At 63.1% G+C, this 15,918-nt stretch carries 18 protein-coding genes, 2 tRNA genes and 1 other RNA gene; 14 read left to right on the top strand and 7 right to left on the bottom strand.

The window, feature by feature from the left end:
• The first annotated feature begins 5 nt into the window (after positions 1–5).
• The 10 genes from ACTCHC_RS07820 to ACTCHC_RS07775 all read left to right on the top strand — a co-directional run bounded on the left by ACTCHC_RS07820 (position 6) and on the right by ACTCHC_RS07775 (position 7,887).
• Positions 6–1,304, top strand: coding sequence for a M48 family metalloprotease (locus ACTCHC_RS07820; protein WP_463021921.1), 1,299 nt, complete (start codon positions 6–8; stop codon positions 1,302–1,304).
• A gap of 88 nt (positions 1,305–1,392) precedes the next feature.
• Entirely contained in the window at positions 1,393–2,142 is a 750-nt protein-coding gene (locus tag ACTCHC_RS07815) for a DsbA family protein (protein WP_463021920.1), read from the top strand.
• A gap of 15 nt (positions 2,143–2,157) precedes the next feature.
• Positions 2,158–2,508: a transfer-messenger RNA gene (gene ssrA / locus ACTCHC_RS07810) on the top strand.
• A gap of 145 nt (positions 2,509–2,653) precedes the next feature.
• Positions 2,654–3,463: a chromate resistance protein ChrB domain-containing protein gene (locus ACTCHC_RS07805; RefSeq protein WP_463021919.1), complete on the top strand. Its 810-nt coding sequence runs from the start codon at positions 2,654–2,656 to the stop codon at positions 3,461–3,463.
• A 3-nt stretch (positions 3,464–3,466) separates the two neighbouring features.
• Positions 3,467–4,744, top strand: a complete 1,278-nt coding sequence (chrA, locus tag ACTCHC_RS07800) for a chromate efflux transporter (protein WP_463021918.1) — start codon at positions 3,467–3,469, stop codon at positions 4,742–4,744.
• Between the two features lie 63 nt (positions 4,745–4,807).
• Positions 4,808–5,266 carry an SspB family protein gene (locus tag ACTCHC_RS07795; protein ID WP_463021917.1) on the top strand — a complete coding sequence of 153 codons (459 nt, stop codon included), beginning with the start codon at positions 4,808–4,810 and terminating at the stop codon, positions 5,264–5,266.
• Positions 5,267–5,321: 55 nt separating this feature from the next.
• Positions 5,322–5,882: a class I SAM-dependent methyltransferase gene (locus ACTCHC_RS07790; protein WP_463021916.1), complete on the top strand. Its 561-nt coding sequence runs from the start codon at positions 5,322–5,324 to the stop codon at positions 5,880–5,882.
• Between the two features lie 103 nt (positions 5,883–5,985).
• On the top strand, positions 5,986–7,380 hold the full coding sequence (fumC, locus tag ACTCHC_RS07785) for a class II fumarate hydratase (protein ID WP_463021915.1): 1,395 nt from the start codon (positions 5,986–5,988) through the stop codon (positions 7,378–7,380).
• Positions 7,381–7,411: 31 nt separating this feature from the next.
• Complete coding sequence (locus ACTCHC_RS07780) at positions 7,412–7,672, top strand: DUF4169 family protein (protein WP_463021914.1); 261 nt, start codon at positions 7,412–7,414, stop codon at positions 7,670–7,672.
• Positions 7,669–7,887, top strand: a complete 219-nt coding sequence (locus ACTCHC_RS07775) for a ribbon-helix-helix domain-containing protein (RefSeq protein WP_463021913.1) — start codon at positions 7,669–7,671, stop codon at positions 7,885–7,887. Before ACTCHC_RS07780 ends, ACTCHC_RS07775 begins: the two co-directional genes overlap by 4 nt.
• A 6-nt stretch (positions 7,888–7,893) precedes the next feature.
• Here ACTCHC_RS07775 and ACTCHC_RS07770 read toward each other — a convergent pair whose 3' ends face one another.
• Complete coding sequence (locus ACTCHC_RS07770) at positions 7,894–8,319, bottom strand: SufE family protein (protein WP_463021912.1); 426 nt, start codon at positions 8,317–8,319, stop codon at positions 7,894–7,896.
• Positions 8,320–8,439: 120 nt separating this feature from the next.
• Between ACTCHC_RS07770 and ACTCHC_RS07765 the strand changes: the two genes are divergently transcribed.
• Entirely contained in the window at positions 8,440–8,907 is a 468-nt protein-coding gene (locus ACTCHC_RS07765) for a hypothetical protein (RefSeq protein WP_463021911.1), read from the top strand.
• Here the strand turns inward: ACTCHC_RS07765 and rnd are convergent.
• The 4 genes from rnd to ACTCHC_RS07745 all read right to left on the bottom strand — a co-directional run bounded on the left by rnd (position 8,894) and on the right by ACTCHC_RS07745 (position 12,195).
• Entirely contained in the window at positions 8,894–10,054 is a 1,161-nt protein-coding gene (rnd, locus tag ACTCHC_RS07760; protein ID WP_463021910.1) for a ribonuclease D, read from the bottom strand. The two genes, ACTCHC_RS07765 and rnd, sit on opposite strands and share 14 nt — an antisense overlap.
• Before the next feature lie 89 nt (positions 10,055–10,143).
• Complete coding sequence (purN, locus tag ACTCHC_RS07755) at positions 10,144–10,737, bottom strand: phosphoribosylglycinamide formyltransferase (protein WP_463021909.1); 594 nt, start codon at positions 10,735–10,737, stop codon at positions 10,144–10,146.
• Positions 10,734–11,780 carry a phosphoribosylformylglycinamidine cyclo-ligase gene (purM, locus tag ACTCHC_RS07750; RefSeq protein WP_463021908.1) on the bottom strand — a complete coding sequence of 349 codons (1,047 nt, stop codon included), beginning with the start codon at positions 11,778–11,780 and terminating at the stop codon, positions 10,734–10,736. The genes purN and purM overlap by 4 nt, the downstream gene beginning before the upstream one ends.
• A 136-nt stretch (positions 11,781–11,916) precedes the next feature.
• Positions 11,917–12,195: a DUF1344 domain-containing protein gene (locus ACTCHC_RS07745; protein WP_463021907.1), complete on the bottom strand. Its 279-nt coding sequence runs from the start codon at positions 12,193–12,195 to the stop codon at positions 11,917–11,919.
• A gap of 208 nt (positions 12,196–12,403) precedes the next feature.
• Here ACTCHC_RS07745 and ACTCHC_RS07740 point away from each other — a divergent pair.
• A tRNA-Ile gene (locus tag ACTCHC_RS07740) sits at positions 12,404–12,480 on the top strand.
• Positions 12,481–12,606: 126 nt separating this feature from the next.
• Here ACTCHC_RS07740 and ACTCHC_RS07735 read toward each other — a convergent pair.
• On the bottom strand, positions 12,607–13,902 hold the full coding sequence (locus ACTCHC_RS07735) for an ATP-binding protein (protein ID WP_463021906.1): 1,296 nt from the start codon (positions 13,900–13,902) through the stop codon (positions 12,607–12,609).
• A 66-nt stretch (positions 13,903–13,968) separates the two neighbouring features.
• Between ACTCHC_RS07735 and ACTCHC_RS07730 the strand changes: the two genes are divergently transcribed.
• Positions 13,969–14,871 (top strand): MBL fold metallo-hydrolase, encoded by a 903-nt coding sequence (locus ACTCHC_RS07730; protein ID WP_463021905.1) that lies wholly within the window; start codon positions 13,969–13,971, stop codon positions 14,869–14,871.
• A 70-nt stretch (positions 14,872–14,941) separates the two neighbouring features.
• Positions 14,942–15,016 (top strand) — tRNA-Asn (locus tag ACTCHC_RS07725).
• A 173-nt stretch (positions 15,017–15,189) separates the two neighbouring features.
• Here ACTCHC_RS07725 and ACTCHC_RS07720 read toward each other — a convergent pair.
• Positions 15,190–15,678, bottom strand: a complete 489-nt coding sequence (locus tag ACTCHC_RS07720) for a MarR family winged helix-turn-helix transcriptional regulator (RefSeq protein ID WP_463021904.1) — start codon at positions 15,676–15,678, stop codon at positions 15,190–15,192.
• Positions 15,679–15,918 lie beyond the last annotated feature (240 nt).

Genomic DNA, 15,918 nt, shown 5'->3' with positions numbered 1-15,918 from the left:
CGGCGGTGGCGCTTTGCCTGGGGCTGGCGGCACCGATGGCGCAGGCCCAAGGTCTGATCCGCGACGCCGAGATTGAATATGCCCTGCGTGAACTGGCCCGGCCAATGGCCAATGCGGCGGGCCTGCCGCCGTCGCAACTGCGCCTGCTGGTGGTGGCCGACCCGTCGCTGAACGCCTTTGTGGCCGACAGCAGCACCATCGTGCTTCATTCCGGCCTGATCCTGAAACTGGGCAGTGTGGCCGAATTGCAGGCGGTTCTGGCCCATGAACTGGCCCATATCGCCAATGGCCATATCGCGCGGCGGGCCTCGAACGCACAGGGCGCGCAATCGCTGGCCATACTGGGCGCGGCCCTTGCCGCTGCCGTAGCCATGGCGGGCGACAGCCAGGCGGCGATCGGGCTGGCGGTCGGCTCGGGGTCGGCGGCCATGCGCGGCCTTCTGGCCCATACCCGCGCCGAGGAAGCCTCGGCCGATCAATCGGGGCTGCGCTACATGGCGCAGGCTGGTGTTGATCCCGACGCGATGCTGCGGGTGCTGGATATCTTTCGGGGGCAAGAGGCGCTGAATGTCGGTCGGCAAGACCCCTATGTAATGACCCATCCGCTGACGCGCGACCGTATCCGCGCGGTCGAGGCCTTTGCCCAGGCCTCTGGCGCCAGAACGGCCCAGCCCGACGCCACGACGCAATACTGGTTCGCCCGCGCGCAAGGCAAGCTGGGCGCGTTTCTGCAGGCGCCATCCTTCACTCTGCGCCAGATCGCGAAGGGGGATACATCCGATGCTGCGCTGATGCGCAGGGCGGTGGCCTATCACCGTCAGGCCAATGCCGGGGCGGCACTGGCACAAATGGATCAGCTTGCGGCGCGCCGCCCCGAGGACGCATTCATTCAGGAACTGCGTGGCCAGATCCTGCTGGAATCTGGTAATTTTGGCGCGGCGGTGGCCGCCTATGGGCGCGCCGTGCAACTGGCCCCGCGCGAGTCGCTGCTTCAGGCCGGCCTTGGCCATGCCCTGCTGGCGCTGAACACGCCCGACGGCAACCGGCGCGGACTGGCCGCCCTGGAACAGGCCCGGGGGCGCGATGCCTTTGATCCGCGCATGCTGCGCGATCTGGCGCTGGCCTATGCGCGCGCCGGCAATAACGGCATGGCTTCGGTGGCAACCGCGGAACGCTATGCCGTTCTGGGCCGCCTGGCCGATGCCGCAATCCACGCCAGGCGGGCGCAAGGGTTGCTGCCGCACGGATCACCCGGCTGGCTGCGCGCCGAGGATATCCTGCGCGCCGCCCCACCCGCCAAATAATAACCCGCAGATTGCCGCCCTTCCCGCGCCATGCGATACTGATCCGAACCACCTGCGGCCCCGGTCGCCCCAAATGGAAAGACCTGCCATGATCCGCAATATCATCGCCGCTGCCCTGCTGGCCCTTTCGGTGGCCGCACCCGCCGGCGCCATGGACCTGGCCACGATGTCAGACGCCGACCGCGCGGCATTCCGTGCCGAGGTGCGCGCCTATCTTCTGGACAATCCCGAGGTGCTGATGGAGGCTATCGCCGTTCTGGAACAGCGCCAGGCCCGCGATGCAGCGCAGACCGACATCGCCCTGGTCAAGGCCAATGCCGCATCCCTGTTCGACGATCCCGCATCCTGGTCGGGCGGCAACATGCAGGGCGACATTACCGTGGTCGAATTCATGGATTACAAATGCGGTTATTGCCGCAAGGCGTTCGAAGACGTCGAAGAGCTGATCGAATCCGACGGAAACATTCGGTTTGTCCTGAAGGAATTGCCGATCCTGGGCGACGAATCCGTTCTGGCCGCACGCTTTGCCATCGCCACCCTGCAAGTGTCCGGGGATGACGCCTATAAGGCGGTGCATGATGCGATGATGACCTTCAAGGGAAAATTTACGCAGGCATCCCTGCAAAAGCTGGCCGACAAGCAGGGGCTGGACAGCACCGCCATACTGGCCGCCATGGACAGCGCGGCAGTGACAAAGGTCATCGCCGATAATAACGCGCTGGCCCAGCGGATGCAGATTTCGGGCACGCCCACCTTCGTGATGGGCGCCACGATGCTGCGCGGCTATGCGCCGCTGAACGTCATGCAGAAGATCGTGACCGATGAGCGTGCCCAATAGACCGGCACACGATCGCATCTTGTAATGCGCCGCCCCTGCGCCTAGATTAGTCAGGTCCTTTCGGGGACTATGGCGATAAACGCGCCCGTAATAAGCGGATCGGACCCGGGGGCGGTACCCGGCGACTCCACCAATCATCCTTCATTTGGGGATCATGGGGTCGAAACAGGATCGACGGACGTCTAAAGGGGTTTGCTTTTGCCCGGTGAGGTACCACCGTTATCGGTCCGACAAAGCTAGTTGCAAATGACAACAAAGCTCCGATGGCTCTCGCAGCGTAAGCTGTGCGAAATATCGAAAACTAAGCCCTTGCGCTTAGCAGCGTAAGGCGGGGTTCGCAGGCACCTGGCAACAGAAGCCTGCACTTTCCTTTTCCATATCCCGCAGATCGGCGATTGACAGCGCGACCTGTCTTTTGCCATCACTGCCCCATGGGGCCACGCGCGAACGCCCCGTGAGGCGTCAGCCCAAGTTTCGCATCCGCTGAACCATTTTTCAGGAAGGATGCCCGATGCCCGCCCCCAACGAGATCACCCCACAGCAGTTGATGCGCCTGATCGGCACGCCCGATGCGCCGCTGATCGCCGATATCTGCACGCCCGACGATTTTGCGCTCGATGCGCGTCTGATCCCTGGGGCCAGACGGATGAGCCATACCGACATGCCGGCACTGGCCCGCCAGATCGGTGATGCCCGCGTGGTGGTAAGCTGCCAGAAGGGCGCCAAGCTCAGCCAGGGTGCGGTGGCCTGGCTGCGCGATGCAGGCCTGCAGGCCGAATATCTGGCGGGCGGCCAATGGGGCTGGCGCGATGCCGGGCTGCCGCTGGTGCCTGCCGCAGCGATCCCTGCCCCGGTGGATGGCGCAACGCTGTGGGTCACCCGCCACCGGCCCAAGATCGACCGCATCGCCTGTCCCTGGCTGATCCGCCGCTTTGTCGATCCGGGCGCGCGGTTCCTGTTCGTCGCCCCGGCGCAGGTTTCGGGCATCGCCGAACGCTTTGGCGCGACGCCCTTCGATGTCGAGGATGTGGTTTTCAGCCACCGGGGCGATGACTGCACCTTTGACACGATGCTGCAGGAATTCGCGCTGGTGACCGAGCCGCTGTCGCGCATGGCCACCGTCATCCGTGCCGCCGATACCTACCGGCACGATCTGGCGCCGCAGGCCGCGGGGCTGCTGGCGCTGTCGGTCGGCCTGTCGCGGCAGTTCCGCGACGATCATCAGCAATTGGCGGCCGGGATGGTTCTTTATGACGCGCTCTATCGCTGGGCGCGCGATGGCGCGGATGAAGGCCATGACTGGCCTGCCGGGCGGGTGTAACAGATGGAACCGCACAGCTATCGCAACCTGTTCACCGTTTTTGGCCGGATCGGCCTGCTGTCCTTTGGCGGACCCGCCGCCCAGATCGCGCTGATGCATCGCGAACTGGTCGATCGCCACGGCTGGCTGGACGAGGCGCAGTTCCTGCGCGCGCTGTCGTTCTGCATGTTGTTGCCCGGCCCCGAGGCGATGCAGCTTGCCACCTATGCCGGCTGGCGGCTGCGCGGGGTGCCGGGCGGGTTGCTGGCCGGATTGCTGTTCGTGGTGCCCGGTGCCTGCGTGGTGCTGGGACTGGCGATGGCCTATGCCGCCTGGGGCAACCTGCCGCTGATGCAGGCGCTGTTTGTCGGCGTCAAGGCGGTGGTCGTGATCGTGGTGATCGAGGCGCTGTTGCGGGTGTCGAAACGCGCGCTGAAAACCGCTGCGGCCTGGTGGGTGGCGGGGCTGTCGTTTCTGGGTCTCTTCGTGCTGAACCTGCCCTTTCCGCTGATCATCGCGCTGGCGGCCCTTTGGGGCTATGTCGCATCGCGCAACGCCGCCGTTCCCACCGCCGCCCCCGTCCATGTTTCGCGCGCTGGCACCGTGCGGACCGTTCTGCTGTGGTCGGGCCTGTGGCTGGGTCCGGTGGCGGCGCTGTGGCTGTTCCAGCCCGGCCTGCTGGCCGATGTCGCGCTGTTTTTCTCGAAACTGGCCGTGGTCACTTTTGGCGGCGCCTATTCGGTGCTGGCCTATATGACGCAGGCGGCAGTGCAGGATCACGGCTGGCTGACAACCGCGCAGATGATGGACGGGCTGGGGCTGGCCGAAACCACGCCGGGGCCGCTGATCCTGGTCACGGAATTTGTCGGCTTTCTGGCCGGATATCAGGCGGGCGGCTGGAGTCTGGGGCTGGCGGGCGCGGCGATCACGCTGTGGGTCACGTTCACCCCGTGCTTTTTATGGATCTTCGCCGGGGCGCCCTATATCGACCGTCTGGCGACGCGCCCGCGCCTGTCGGGCGCGTTGGCGGGGGTTACGGCGGCGGTGGTCGGCGTGATCGCCAATCTGTCGGTCTGGTTCGCCGCCCATGTGTTTTTCGGGCAGATCGCGATATGGCAGGCCGGTCCGATCCGGCTGATCCTTCCCGGTCTGGCATCGCTGGATACCGCTGCCTTGGGGCTGGCCGCCCTCGCCGCCGCGCTGCTGTTGTGGCGGCACTGGCCACTGCCGCTGGTGCTGGGGCTGATGGCCCTGCTGGGTGTTGTGGTTTCGGGCGACGTCTGGGCTGTATTTTCCCGATAACCGCCCCTTTCATAATATCCCGAATCCCCTATTGTGAGGGCAGGCACGTCAAGAAGGCAGACCATGTCCAAACGCATCGATTATGGAAATCTCATGCACAGTGCGATGCGCGGCCTGATCCGCCACGTATTGCAGGATGTCGCGGCGGATGGTCTGCCCGGCCAGCACCACTTCTTCATCACCTTCAGCACCCGTCACCCCGATGTGGTGATCGCGGATTGGCTGCGCGAACGCTATCCTGAAGAAATGACCGTGGTCCTGCAACACTGGTATGACAATCTGATCGTCGAGGATGATGCCTTTTCGGTGACGCTGAATTTCGGTGACAATCCCGAGCCGCTGTTCATTCCCTATGACGCGATCCGCACCTTTGTGGATCCTTCGGTTGAATTCGGGCTGCGATTCGAAACCCATGACAGCGATGACGATGACGAGGATGATGACATCGACATGGTGGATGACGATCCCGATACGCCCCACCGCGATGCCGAGGTCGTCAGCCTGGACAGTTTCCGAAAGTAACCCCGCCGGCTGGCCTGATCGGGCCAATGCCGCATTCTCCAGAAAATGAGAAAGCATGGCACGCGATCTGTCCCTGTTCCTGGGTCAGTTGATCCGCAAACCCGACCAGGTTGTATCCCTTGCCCCGTCCAGCGAAGCACTGGCGCGAGCAATGTGTGCGGCGATCGGGCCCGAAACCGGATCTGTAGTCGAACTTGGGCCCGGCACCGGCAAGATCACCCGCGCCATTCTGGCCCGCGGCATCGCGCCAGCCGATCTGAGTGCGTTCGAACTGAACCCCACCTTTGTCGACATCCTGCGGGCCGGATTCCCCAGTATCGACCTGCATCATGCACCGGCGCAGGAAATGGCCAGACTGACCCAGCGTAACTTCGGCGCCGTTATATCGGGCCTGCCACTGCTGTCCATGCCGCTACCCGTGCAGCGCGCCATTGTCGGCGCTGCCTTTACTGTGATGAAACCCGACGGCATCTTTGTGCAGTTCACCTATGGCCCAAACCCGCCCGTCGCCGCAAACCTGCGCACGGAATTGGGCCTGACCTGGGAACGTTCAGCCAAGATCTGGGGCAATCTGCCTCCTGCCCGCGTTTATACCTTTCGCCGCACCATCATCTGAGCGGATAGCGATAACAATCGCGCGCCCCGCGCCCCGGTAATTGTCAAGCCGGGACGCGGGCCTTATAGGCGTGGGTGAAATCCAGCCCTTGAAGGACCGCCCGATGACCCAGACCCGCACCGAGACCGACAGTTTTGGCCCGCTAGAGGTTCCCGCCGACAAATACTGGGGTGCGCAGACCCAGCGCAGCATCATCAACTTTCCCATCGGCTGGGAACGCCAGCCGGTCGCGATCATCCGCGCCCTTGGCGTGATCAAGAAGGCCTGTGCGCTGGTCAACAAGGCGCAGGGCGACATGGAACCCCGGATCGCCGATGCCATCGCCGCCGCCGCCACCGAGGTGATCGACGGCAAGTTCGACGACAATTTCCCCTTGGTGGTCTGGCAGACCGGTTCCGGCACCCAGTCGAACATGAACGCCAATGAGGTGATCAGCAACCGCGCGATCGAGATGCTGGGCGGTGTGATGGGATCGAAAAAGCCCGTGCACCCCAATGACCACTGCAACATGGGCCAGTCCTCGAACGATACCTTCCCCACCGCGATGCATGTGGCAATCGGCATGATGGCGCGCGATGTGCTGTTGCCGGGGCTGGAAAAGCTGCACGGCGCGCTGGCGGCCAAATCCGAAGAGTTCAAGGATATCATCAAGATCGGCCGCACCCATACCCAGGATGCCACGCCGCTGACGCTGGGCCAGGAATTTTCCGGCTATGCCAAGCAGGTCGAAAAGGGCATCGCGCGGGTGAAATCCTGCCTGCCCGATATCTATGAGCTGGCACAGGGCGGCACGGCAGTCGGCACCGGGCTGAACACGCGCGTCGGATTTGACGCGCGCGTGGCGGCCGAGATCGCAAGCATCACCGCCCTGCCCTTTGTCACCGCCCCCAACAAGTTCGAGGCGCTGGCCGCCCATGACGCCATGGTGATGTTTTCGGGCGCGCTGAAAACCGTGGCCGCCAGCCTGTTCAAGATCGCCAACGATCTGCGGCTGCTGGGGTCAGGCCCCCGGTCCGGTCTGGGCGAGCTGATCCTGCCGGAAAATGAACCCGGCAGTTCCATCATGCCGGGCAAAGTCAACCCGACCCAGGCCGAGGCGCTGACCATGGTCTGCGCCCATGTCATGGGCAACGACGCCGCCGTGGGTTTCGCCGGCAGCCAGGGTCATTTCGAGCTGAACGTCTATAACCCGATGATGTCCTATAACGTGCTGCAATCGATGCAGTTGCTGGGTGACGCGGCAGGCAGCTTCACCGACAACATGGTGGTGGGCACCCAGGCCAATACCGTGCGGATCGACAAGCTGATGAAGGAAAGCCTGATGCTGGTGACCGCATTGGCCCCCACCATCGGCTATGACAATGCCACCAAGGTCGCCAAGACCGCGCACAAGAATGGCACCACCCTGCGCGAAGAGGCGATTGCGCTGGGCTTTGTCGATGGCGAGACCTTTGACCGGGTGGTGCGCCCCGAAGACATGATCGGCCCCAAGGGCTGATCATTCCCGCATGGACAAGGCGGGGCATCCTGTGCCCCGCTTTTTCCCGCATTGGCGCCGCGTGATCCCGATTGGCGGCGCAGCGCGACCGGGCTATGCTGCCACCATGAGCGAAATCACGAATCTGAAGCGATTCCGCAAGGAACGCGATGCCGCGCTGAAACGCGCGCAGGCCGATGCCAATGCCGTGAAATTCGGGCGTGGCAAGGCGCAAAAGGTGCTGGATGCCGCCCGCGCCGAACAGGCGCGGCGCAAGCTGGACCAGCACCGGATCGAGGATGACGAGGCATGACAGCCCGGCCCGTCAAACATTCGCTTACCTTGAACGGGCACCGCACAAGCGTATCACTGGAAAGCGATTTCTGGCAGGCCTTTCGAGAAATTGCCGCCGAAAAACATATGCCCATCAACGCGTTGGCCAGCGAGATTGATGAAGGTCGCGGTGTGGATACCGGCCTTGCAACCGCGATCAGGCTGTATGTGCTGCGACACTTTCGCAACCGCTGACATGCCCTAGCCTGCCGCCGCCTGTGCCAGCGTGCGGATACGCTCGATCATGGCCCGCAGCCCGTTTGAACGCTGCGCCGACAGATGGTCGGTCAGCCCCAGCCGCGCCAGTTCGCCACCCGCATCGACGCGCAGCACATCGGCCACGCGCAGCCCGTCATACAGCGCATGCAGGATGGCAATCAGCCCACGCACGATCATCGCATCGCTTTCCCCCTGGAACCGGAACACGGCGTCGGGGCCCGTTCCGGCGATGCTGGGCACCAGCCACACCTGGCTGGCGCAGCCCTTCACCTTGGTCGCGGGCACGCGCAGGGCCTCGTCCAGCACCGGCATGGCCCGGCCCAGGTCGATCACATGGCGATACCGGTCTTCCCAGTCGTCAAGAAATTCGAACGTGTCGACAATGTCTTCAAAGGCTGCGCTTGCCATTGGCTTCTCCGTTTGGGCCAGAACTAGGGCCTGGGCGGCCAAAGGTCCAGAGCAAGGCGCAAGACGGGTTTTCAAGGGGTCCGCTTTGCGCTACCCATCAGGCACATGCGGGGGGTTGTCATGAAAAGATCGGTTCTTGGCGTCATGGCTGTGGTCGTCCTTCTGGGCGGATGCAGCACGGTTGGCCAGTCGCGGCTGAATCCGTTCAACTGGTTCGGCGGTCGCCAGCCGCAGCCACAGGACGCCTTTTCTCCCGCTGCCGTGCCGGCGGATCCGCGCCTGCCTGTGCTGCAGGTCACGCAAATGCGTGTCGATCCCATGCCGGGCGGCGTGATCGTTCAGGCCGTGGGCGTGACCCAGACACTGGGGTATTGGGACACCGCTTTGCTGGCCGATAATGACGGCATTCCCGTGAACGGGGTTTTGACCTTGCGCTTTGTCGCCGCCCCGCCGGCCACGCCGATGCCGCAGGGCAGCCCCGGCGCGCGCGAATTGACCGTCGCGCGGTTCATTTCGGATCAGTCGCTTTATGGGGTGCGCAGCATCGCGGTGCAGGGCGCCACCAACCAGATCGTCAGCCGGCGCTGAGGTCGACCACCACCACGCTGCTGCCCTTGGCCGCCAGCGCCAGTTCGCCCCGGCACAGCCGCAACGCATCGCTGCCGAACACCTCGGCGCGCCAGCCCTTCAACGCCATGACATCGCGCTGCCCGGCGGCGATCTGGTCCAGATCGGCGCTGGTGGCGATCAGCTTTTGCGCCACGCCCTCGTCCTCGGCCTTGGCCTTGAGCAATACGCGCAACAGATCTGCCAGCGCCGGATTGACCTGCAGCGAGTCATGCCCGCCCTGCACACGCGGGTATTCTGCAGCCGGCATGTCCTGGGCGCGCTTGACCGCGGCCAGAATACCATCGGCGATCTCGCCCCGCCGCGCCTCGCGCAGCAACAGGCGCGACCGGCCCAGATCTTCATGCGTCACCGGCTTGGTCGAGGCCAGTTCCAGCAGCGCGTCATCCTTATAGACACGGCTGCGCGGCACATTGCGCGTCTGGGCATATTCCTCGCGAAAGCGAGCCAATTCGCGCACCACGGCCAGGAATTTCCCCGAATGGGTGCGTGTCTTGACCCGCTGCCAGGCATCCTCTGGCATCACGATATAGGTAGAGGGATCGGTCAACACATTCAGTTCTTCGGCCAACCACCTGTCACGCCCTGATTTTTCCAGCTCTTTTGCCAGATACTCATAGACCTGCCGCAGATGGGTGACATCGGCCAGCGCATAGGTTTTCTGCGCCTCGCTCAGCGGCCTGCGCGACCAGTCGGTAAAGCGCGAGGTCTTGTCGATCGTCGCCTTGGCGATCTTGCGCGCCAGCGTCTCGTATCCCGCCTGTTCGCCAAAGCCGCACACCATCGCCGCAACCTGCGTATCGAACAGCGGCTGCGGGAAAACCCCGCCTTCGACAAAGAAGATTTCCAGATCCTGCCGCGCGGCATGGAACACCTTGACCACGGATGTATCGGTGAACAGGTCATAAAGCGGCGCCAGCGACAGCCCGTCAGCCAGCGGATCGACCAGCACCGCCTCGCCATCGCCCGGCAAGGCCAGTTGCACCAGACACAGCTTGGCGTAATAGGTGCGCTCGCGCAAAAATTCCGTGTCTACAGTGATATAGGGGCCATTCTTGGCCAGCTCGCAAAACGCGGCCAGGTCATTGGTATTGGTCAGTGTGCGCATTCGGGGCCGTTTATTGTTGATGTTCAAAGGGTCTGGCACCCTCCACCCGTCTCGTCCTCATAGGCAATCGGGCGGCGAAAGAAAAGCCATCAGGGCAGAAACAATGGCCGACGGTCTCCGACGGCAAACCGGCGCAGCACCGCGGGATATAATTGATGCTCCATCGGCAGAACCCGCGCGGCCAGCGTTTCGGGCGTGTCCCCCGGCAGAACCGGCACGCGCGCCTGCCCCAGAATCGGCCCGCCATCCAGCTCTGCCGTCACCTCATGCACAGTGCAGCCATGTTCGGCATCCCCGGCCTCCAGCGCGCGGGCATGGGTGTGCAGGCCGCGATACTTGGGCAATAATGACGGATGGATGTTCAGCATGCGCCCCTGCCAGCGGGCAATGAAATCGGGTGTCAGGATACGCATGAACCCCGCAAGGCACAGGATATCAGGCCGCGCCGTATCAAGCTTTACATTAAGATCGGCCTCGAACGCGCTGCGATCTTTTCCATAAATCCGGTGATCGACATGGGCCACACCCACCCCCAGATCAGCCGCCCGCTGCAGGCCACCGGCCTGCGGATCGTTCGATGCCACCAGAACCGGGCGCGCTGGATGATCTCCGACCATGCTGCGCACCAGCGCCACCATGTTCGATCCACCGCCCGATATCAGGATCGCGACGCGTTTCGTCACAGCAGCTTGCCGCTGTAACGCATGCCCGCGCCCGGCGTCACGGTGCCGATGGTGAAAACCGTCTCGCCTGCCTGCTCCAGCAAGGCGACCAGTGCCGCCGCCCGGTCGGCCTGCACGGCCAGAACCATGCCGATACCGGCATTGAAAGTCTTCAGCAATTCGGCCTGTTCGATCCCGGCGGTTTCGGCCAGCCAGCGAAACACCGGCGGCAGGGCCCATGCGTTCAGGTCTATATCAGCGCCCAGATCATCCGGCAGAACACGGGGCAGGTTTTCGGTCAAACCGCCACCGGTGATATGGGCCAGCGCATGCACGCCCCCCGCCCGCACCGCCGCTAGGGCCGATTTGACATACAGCCGCGTGGGTGTCAGCAATGCCGCCCCCAGCGGACCCTCCCCAAAGGGGGCAGGATCATTCCATCCAAGGCCGGACATCTCGACCACCTTGCGCACCAGCGAATAGCCGTTGGAATGCACCCCGGCGCTTGCCAGACCTAACAGCACATCCCCCGCCGCCACACCGGCCGGCAGATCGGCGCCGCGCTCCATCGCGCCAACGGCAAAACCCGCCAGATCGAAATCGCCCCCGTGATACATGCCGGGCATTTCGGCGGTTTCGCCGCCGATCAGGGCACAGCCGGACAGCGCACAGCCCGTCGCAATACCTTCGATCACGGCACTGGCCTGATCAAGATCAAGCTTGCCGGTTGCAAAATAATCCAGAAAGAACAACGGCTCGGCACCCTGACAGACCAGATCGTTGACACACATCGCAACCAGGTCGATGCCCACGCCCCCGACATTTCCGGTCTCGATCGCGATCCGCAGCTTGGTGCCGACGCCATCGGTCGCGGCCACCAGAACCGGGTCGACATAACCGGCGGCTTTCAGATCGAACAACGCGCCGAACCCGCCCAGCCCCGACATAGTGCCCGGGCGCGACGTGCGCCTTGCCGCCGGCTTGATCCGCTCGACCAGCGCATTGCCCGCGTCGATATCGACCCCCGCATCGGCATAGGTCAGCCCGTTCTTTTGCCCCGTCATCGCATTCCCCTGTATCGTCGGGGCTGCGATAGAGCATTGCGCGCCAACTGTCCACGATCCCGGCACCACAGACCGTCCAAAATGAAACGAAGGCCCGAAAGGGCCTTCGTTTCGCTCGCATCGGGCACAAGCCAAGTCACCGTTGGCTTAACGTGATGTTATTGATCATCTGCTTGCCTTCATCGACACCCTGTTCAATGGTATCCCAAGTGATGATGACCTCATCGCCGGGTTTCACCTTGGTAACGTCAACATCATCAGGCACCGAAAACGATTGCCCATCCACCAAGGTTATGGTGTTCGTATCCATGTCCACCGTGTCGATGGCGCCCATCGCAACCTTGTCTTCGGCCAGGACCGATGAGGCGGACAGTGCGACCGCCACTGCGGCGGCCAAAAGGGTCTTGCTGGTCATTGGTTTACTCCTCTGCCCCGAAAGGACAGTCTGCGAGACGATCCGGAACAACCCGTCGCCGGGACGCTCATGCGCCACGACCGGCATCTCCTCGCCTCTGGTTGAAAACCTGCACGGTCGGAAATTGGTTCCAGTCACATCTGCGCGATACAACAGAACGCCGCGCCGCTTGACCCGCCCCGCCGCGCGCGCTATCCGACCGCATGGCGGGCCTGTAGCTCAACTGGTTAGAGCAGAGCGCTCATAACGCTTTGGTTGCGGGTTCAAGTCCTGCCGGGCCTACCAAATTGCCGCTTCGCCCCATTCTTGACCATGGAAGCCTCCGGCGGGAGTATTTCAGCCAAGAAGATCATGGGCATCACCTTGGCATAAATACTCATTCCCCGCCCCGGATCGGGCGGTGCGGCACGATCAGCGCGCCAGCACCAGCTCGGCCTTTAGCCCGCCCAGCGCGGCGCTGTCCCCCAGCCGCAGCACACCACCATGGCTGCGGGCAATATCGGATGCGATGGCCAGACCCAGCCCCACGCCGGGTCCGCGATTCTGGTTGCGGGCCTCGTCCAGCCTCATGAAAGCCTTCATCGCAGCCTCGCGCTGGTCGGCGGGAATGCCGGGGCCGTCATCCTCGATGGTGAACCGCAGCACCCGATCGGTCACATCCAGCCCGACAAGGCAGGTCTTGCCATAGTTCAGCGCATTGTTCAGCAGGTTTTCCAGCGCCCGCTCTACGGCCATCGGGCGCAGCATGGCCGGCGCGTGATCAGGCGCCGCCCCCAGCGTTACCACGCGCCCGCCACGCGCGGCATTGGCCACCACCCGCCGCAGCAGATCGGCGGCATCGACCGGTTCGGGATCATCCAGCGCATCGGCGCGCGCGAAATCCAGAAACGCGTCCAGCATCCGCTCCATATCCACCACATCGCGCAGCATCTCGGCGGTTTCGGGGTCGTCACCGGCCATGGAAAGACCCAGTTTAAGCCGGGTCAATGGCGTGCGCAGATCATGGCTGACGCCCGACAGCATCAGCGTGCGCTGCTCGATATGGCGCTCGATCCGGTTGCGCATATCCATGAAGGCATTGCCGGCCGCGCGCACCTCGGTGGCCCCGGCGGGCCGATAGCGGAACGGGCGGCCCTTGCCGAAGGATTCGGCCGCGACAGCCAGCTTCTTGATCGGGCGCAACTGGTTGCGCAGGAAAATGAACGAGATCAGCGTCATCAGCACGCCGGTTGCGATCATCAGCACCAGCAGCTGATGCGGATTTGATGCCGACACCCGCCGGCGTGACAGTTCCACCGTCATCGGCCCAAGATCGGTGGCCATCGTGATCTGGACCATCGCGCTGTTGCTTTTCAGGTCGATCCCCTGGATTGTCGGCAGTGCTGCGCGCAGGGTGGCGATCACGACGCGCCCTGACAGATCATAAAACGCGCGCCGGTCGCGCAAGGCGCCCTGCCCCGGCAGTTGCACCTGCAGGGCAAGCGCCTGTTGCAGATCGGCGATATCGCTGTTGGCGCGCGCGGCATCGGGGGCCGCATTCACCCGGTCCAGCAGCAATCCGATTTCCTGGGTCACGTTACCAGACATCTGACGGGTGACATCTTCGAAATGGCGTTGAATGAACACCACCGAGACGACAAGCTGCACCGTGACGATCGGCACGATCAGGATAAGTGCCGCCCGCCCGTACAGGCTGCGCGGAAGCATGCGTTTGATCCATTTCTCTGCCATTGTATAAGCCTAACGGGGCGCAGGCGCGGAAGGAAGAACAAGATGGACGATATCGCGGCATTCAACCCCGAACCGGGCCGGGCCGAAACGCTGGAACCGGGGTTGCGCCGGGTGCTGGCGCCCAATCCTTCGGCCATGACGTTCCGGGGCACCAATACCTATATGCTGGGTCAAGGCCGTGTCGCGGTGATCGACCCCGGCCCCGACCTGCCCGCGCATCTGCACGCGATCCTGGACGCGCTGAACCCGGGCGAGGAAATCAGCCACATTCTGGTCACTCATTCCCATGTCGATCACTCCGCACTGGCCCCCGCACTGGCGCAGGCGACTGGCGCGCCGGTGCTGGGCTTCGGCGACAGCACGGCCGGGCAGCGCCCCGCCCTGGCGGCCCTGTCGGGAATCGGCGGCGGCGAAGGCATCGACCATGACTTCCGTCCCGATATCTGTCTTGCCGATGGCGACAGCGTGCAGGGCGACGGCTGGGCCGTCAGCGCGTTGTGGACGCCGGGCCACATGTGCAACCACCTGTCATTTGCCTGGAACGATGCGATGTTCACCGGCGATCATGTGATGGGCTGGGCCACGTCGATGGTATCGCCCCCTGATGGCGATCTGAATGCCTTCATGACCTCGCTTGCCCGGCTGTCGGGCCGGGGCGACCGTGTATTCTATCCTGCCCATGGCGCACCGGTCGACGCCCCACAGACCCGCCTGGACGGGCTGATCGCCCATCGCCGCGGGCGCGAGGCCCAGATTCTGGCCGCCCTTGCCAGCGGGCCCGCCAGCGCCAGCACCCTCGCCGCGCGTATCTATACCGATGTGGACCCCCGGCTGTTGCCCGCAGCCACCCGGAACGTTCTGGCCCATCTGATTGATCTTGCAGAAAGAAACATCGCCGCACCACAAGGCGCGCTGACATTGGAGAGCACCTTTGCCCTTGCGTGACGCCCTTGTCAGTTTTCTGACACTTCCCCTCTGGACGCGCCCGCATGCTGTTGCTATACGGCGCCCGTGTTCCGGCGTAGCTCAGCGGTAGAGCAGTTGACTGTTAATCAATTGGTCGTAGGTTCGATCCCTACCGCCGGAGCCAAAATCTCTCAATGAGATCAAGATGATGAGAACCGCTACGAAGGCGGTTTTTCTCGTTTTTGGCTGGCTCTGCGACAACCCTGCAACAATCAGGGTTAGTGTGCCATAATCTCCATCAGATCAGTCGAATGATAAAATTCGCCTCTCTGGACGAAGACCGCCGGACGCGACACCCTATCGAATTCTGGGCTGGCTTCGCTGGATGTCGCCGGTATCCAGAACGGGCGAGGCGTCGCGACCTTCGGCGTCGAGAAGGCTGGCTACGCGTTCCAGCGCGGCAACGATCATCGACTGTTCCCAATCGGCCAGGCTTTCGAACTGACGCACATATTTCTGCTGCAGCGGATCGGGCGCATCGACAATCGTCCTGTGCCCCAGTTCCGTCAGAACGATATTGGTCTGACGCTTGTCGGTTTCGGATCTTTGCCGCTGGACCATCGCCTTGGCCGCCAATCGGTCAAGCAAGGTGGAGATGGTGGCGGGCGTCACCTGCATCTGCGCGGCGATCTGCTTTGGCGTGACGCTGCCTCTGGCCAGCACGATCTGCAACACCCGCACCTGCACCGGCGTAAGGCCGGACACCCTTGCCAGTTCGTTCGCATAATCTTCGACCGCGCGCAAAATACGGCGGATCGCGATCAAACTTGCATCCGTGCGGTCCATGTCACCGTCCTTTTGCTGTGCTGGAAATCAGTGCCACCGACATTGGACGCAAGCAACATATTTTAATTAGCTACACTATTAATAATAAAAGCGGCCCCTAAAACAACAGTAGCAATTTTTACAGATATATCAGTTCTTAAGGCAAAATTTGTTCTTTTGTGACAAATTTTCTTTATTTTGGGAACCCTTGATTACTAAGTCTTACTATGTATATCTGCCCTCAGAAGCAACTTGAAGGTG

It is taken from the genome of Actibacterium sp. (assembly GCF_055134745.1).
The sequence above is the reverse complement of the archived record's forward strand: the minus strand, read 5'-3'. Positions and strand labels throughout refer to the sequence as shown.

Coding starts and splice junctions, on each gene's coding strand:
- ACTCHC_RS07815 (WP_463021920.1), top strand. CDS start 1,393: ATGATCCGCAATATCATCGCCGCTGCCCTGCTGGCCCTTTCGGTGGCC.
- ACTCHC_RS07805 (WP_463021919.1), top strand. CDS start 2,654: ATGCCCGCCCCCAACGAGATCACCCCACAGCAGTTGATGCGCCTGATC.
- chrA (WP_463021918.1), top strand. CDS start 3,467: ATGGAACCGCACAGCTATCGCAACCTGTTCACCGTTTTTGGCCGGATC.
- ACTCHC_RS07795 (WP_463021917.1), top strand. CDS start 4,808: ATGTCCAAACGCATCGATTATGGAAATCTCATGCACAGTGCGATGCGC.
- ACTCHC_RS07790 (WP_463021916.1), top strand. CDS start 5,322: ATGGCACGCGATCTGTCCCTGTTCCTGGGTCAGTTGATCCGCAAACCC.
- fumC (WP_463021915.1), top strand. CDS start 5,986: ATGACCCAGACCCGCACCGAGACCGACAGTTTTGGCCCGCTAGAGGTT.
- ACTCHC_RS07775 (WP_463021913.1), top strand. CDS start 7,669: ATGACAGCCCGGCCCGTCAAACATTCGCTTACCTTGAACGGGCACCGC.
- ACTCHC_RS07770 (WP_463021912.1), bottom strand. CDS start 8,319: ATGGCAAGCGCAGCCTTTGAAGACATTGTCGACACGTTCGAATTTCTT.
- ACTCHC_RS07765 (WP_463021911.1), top strand. CDS start 8,440: ATGAAAAGATCGGTTCTTGGCGTCATGGCTGTGGTCGTCCTTCTGGGC.
- rnd (WP_463021910.1), bottom strand. CDS start 10,054: ATGCGCACACTGACCAATACCAATGACCTGGCCGCGTTTTGCGAGCTG.
- purM (WP_463021908.1), bottom strand. CDS start 11,780: ATGACGGGGCAAAAGAACGGGCTGACCTATGCCGATGCGGGGGTCGAT.
- ACTCHC_RS07745 (WP_463021907.1), bottom strand. CDS start 12,195: ATGACCAGCAAGACCCTTTTGGCCGCCGCAGTGGCGGTCGCACTGTCC.
- ACTCHC_RS07735 (WP_463021906.1), bottom strand. CDS start 13,902: ATGCTTCCGCGCAGCCTGTACGGGCGGGCGGCACTTATCCTGATCGTG.
- ACTCHC_RS07730 (WP_463021905.1), top strand. CDS start 13,969: ATGGACGATATCGCGGCATTCAACCCCGAACCGGGCCGGGCCGAAACG.
- ACTCHC_RS07720 (WP_463021904.1), bottom strand. CDS start 15,678: ATGGACCGCACGGATGCAAGTTTGATCGCGATCCGCCGTATTTTGCGC.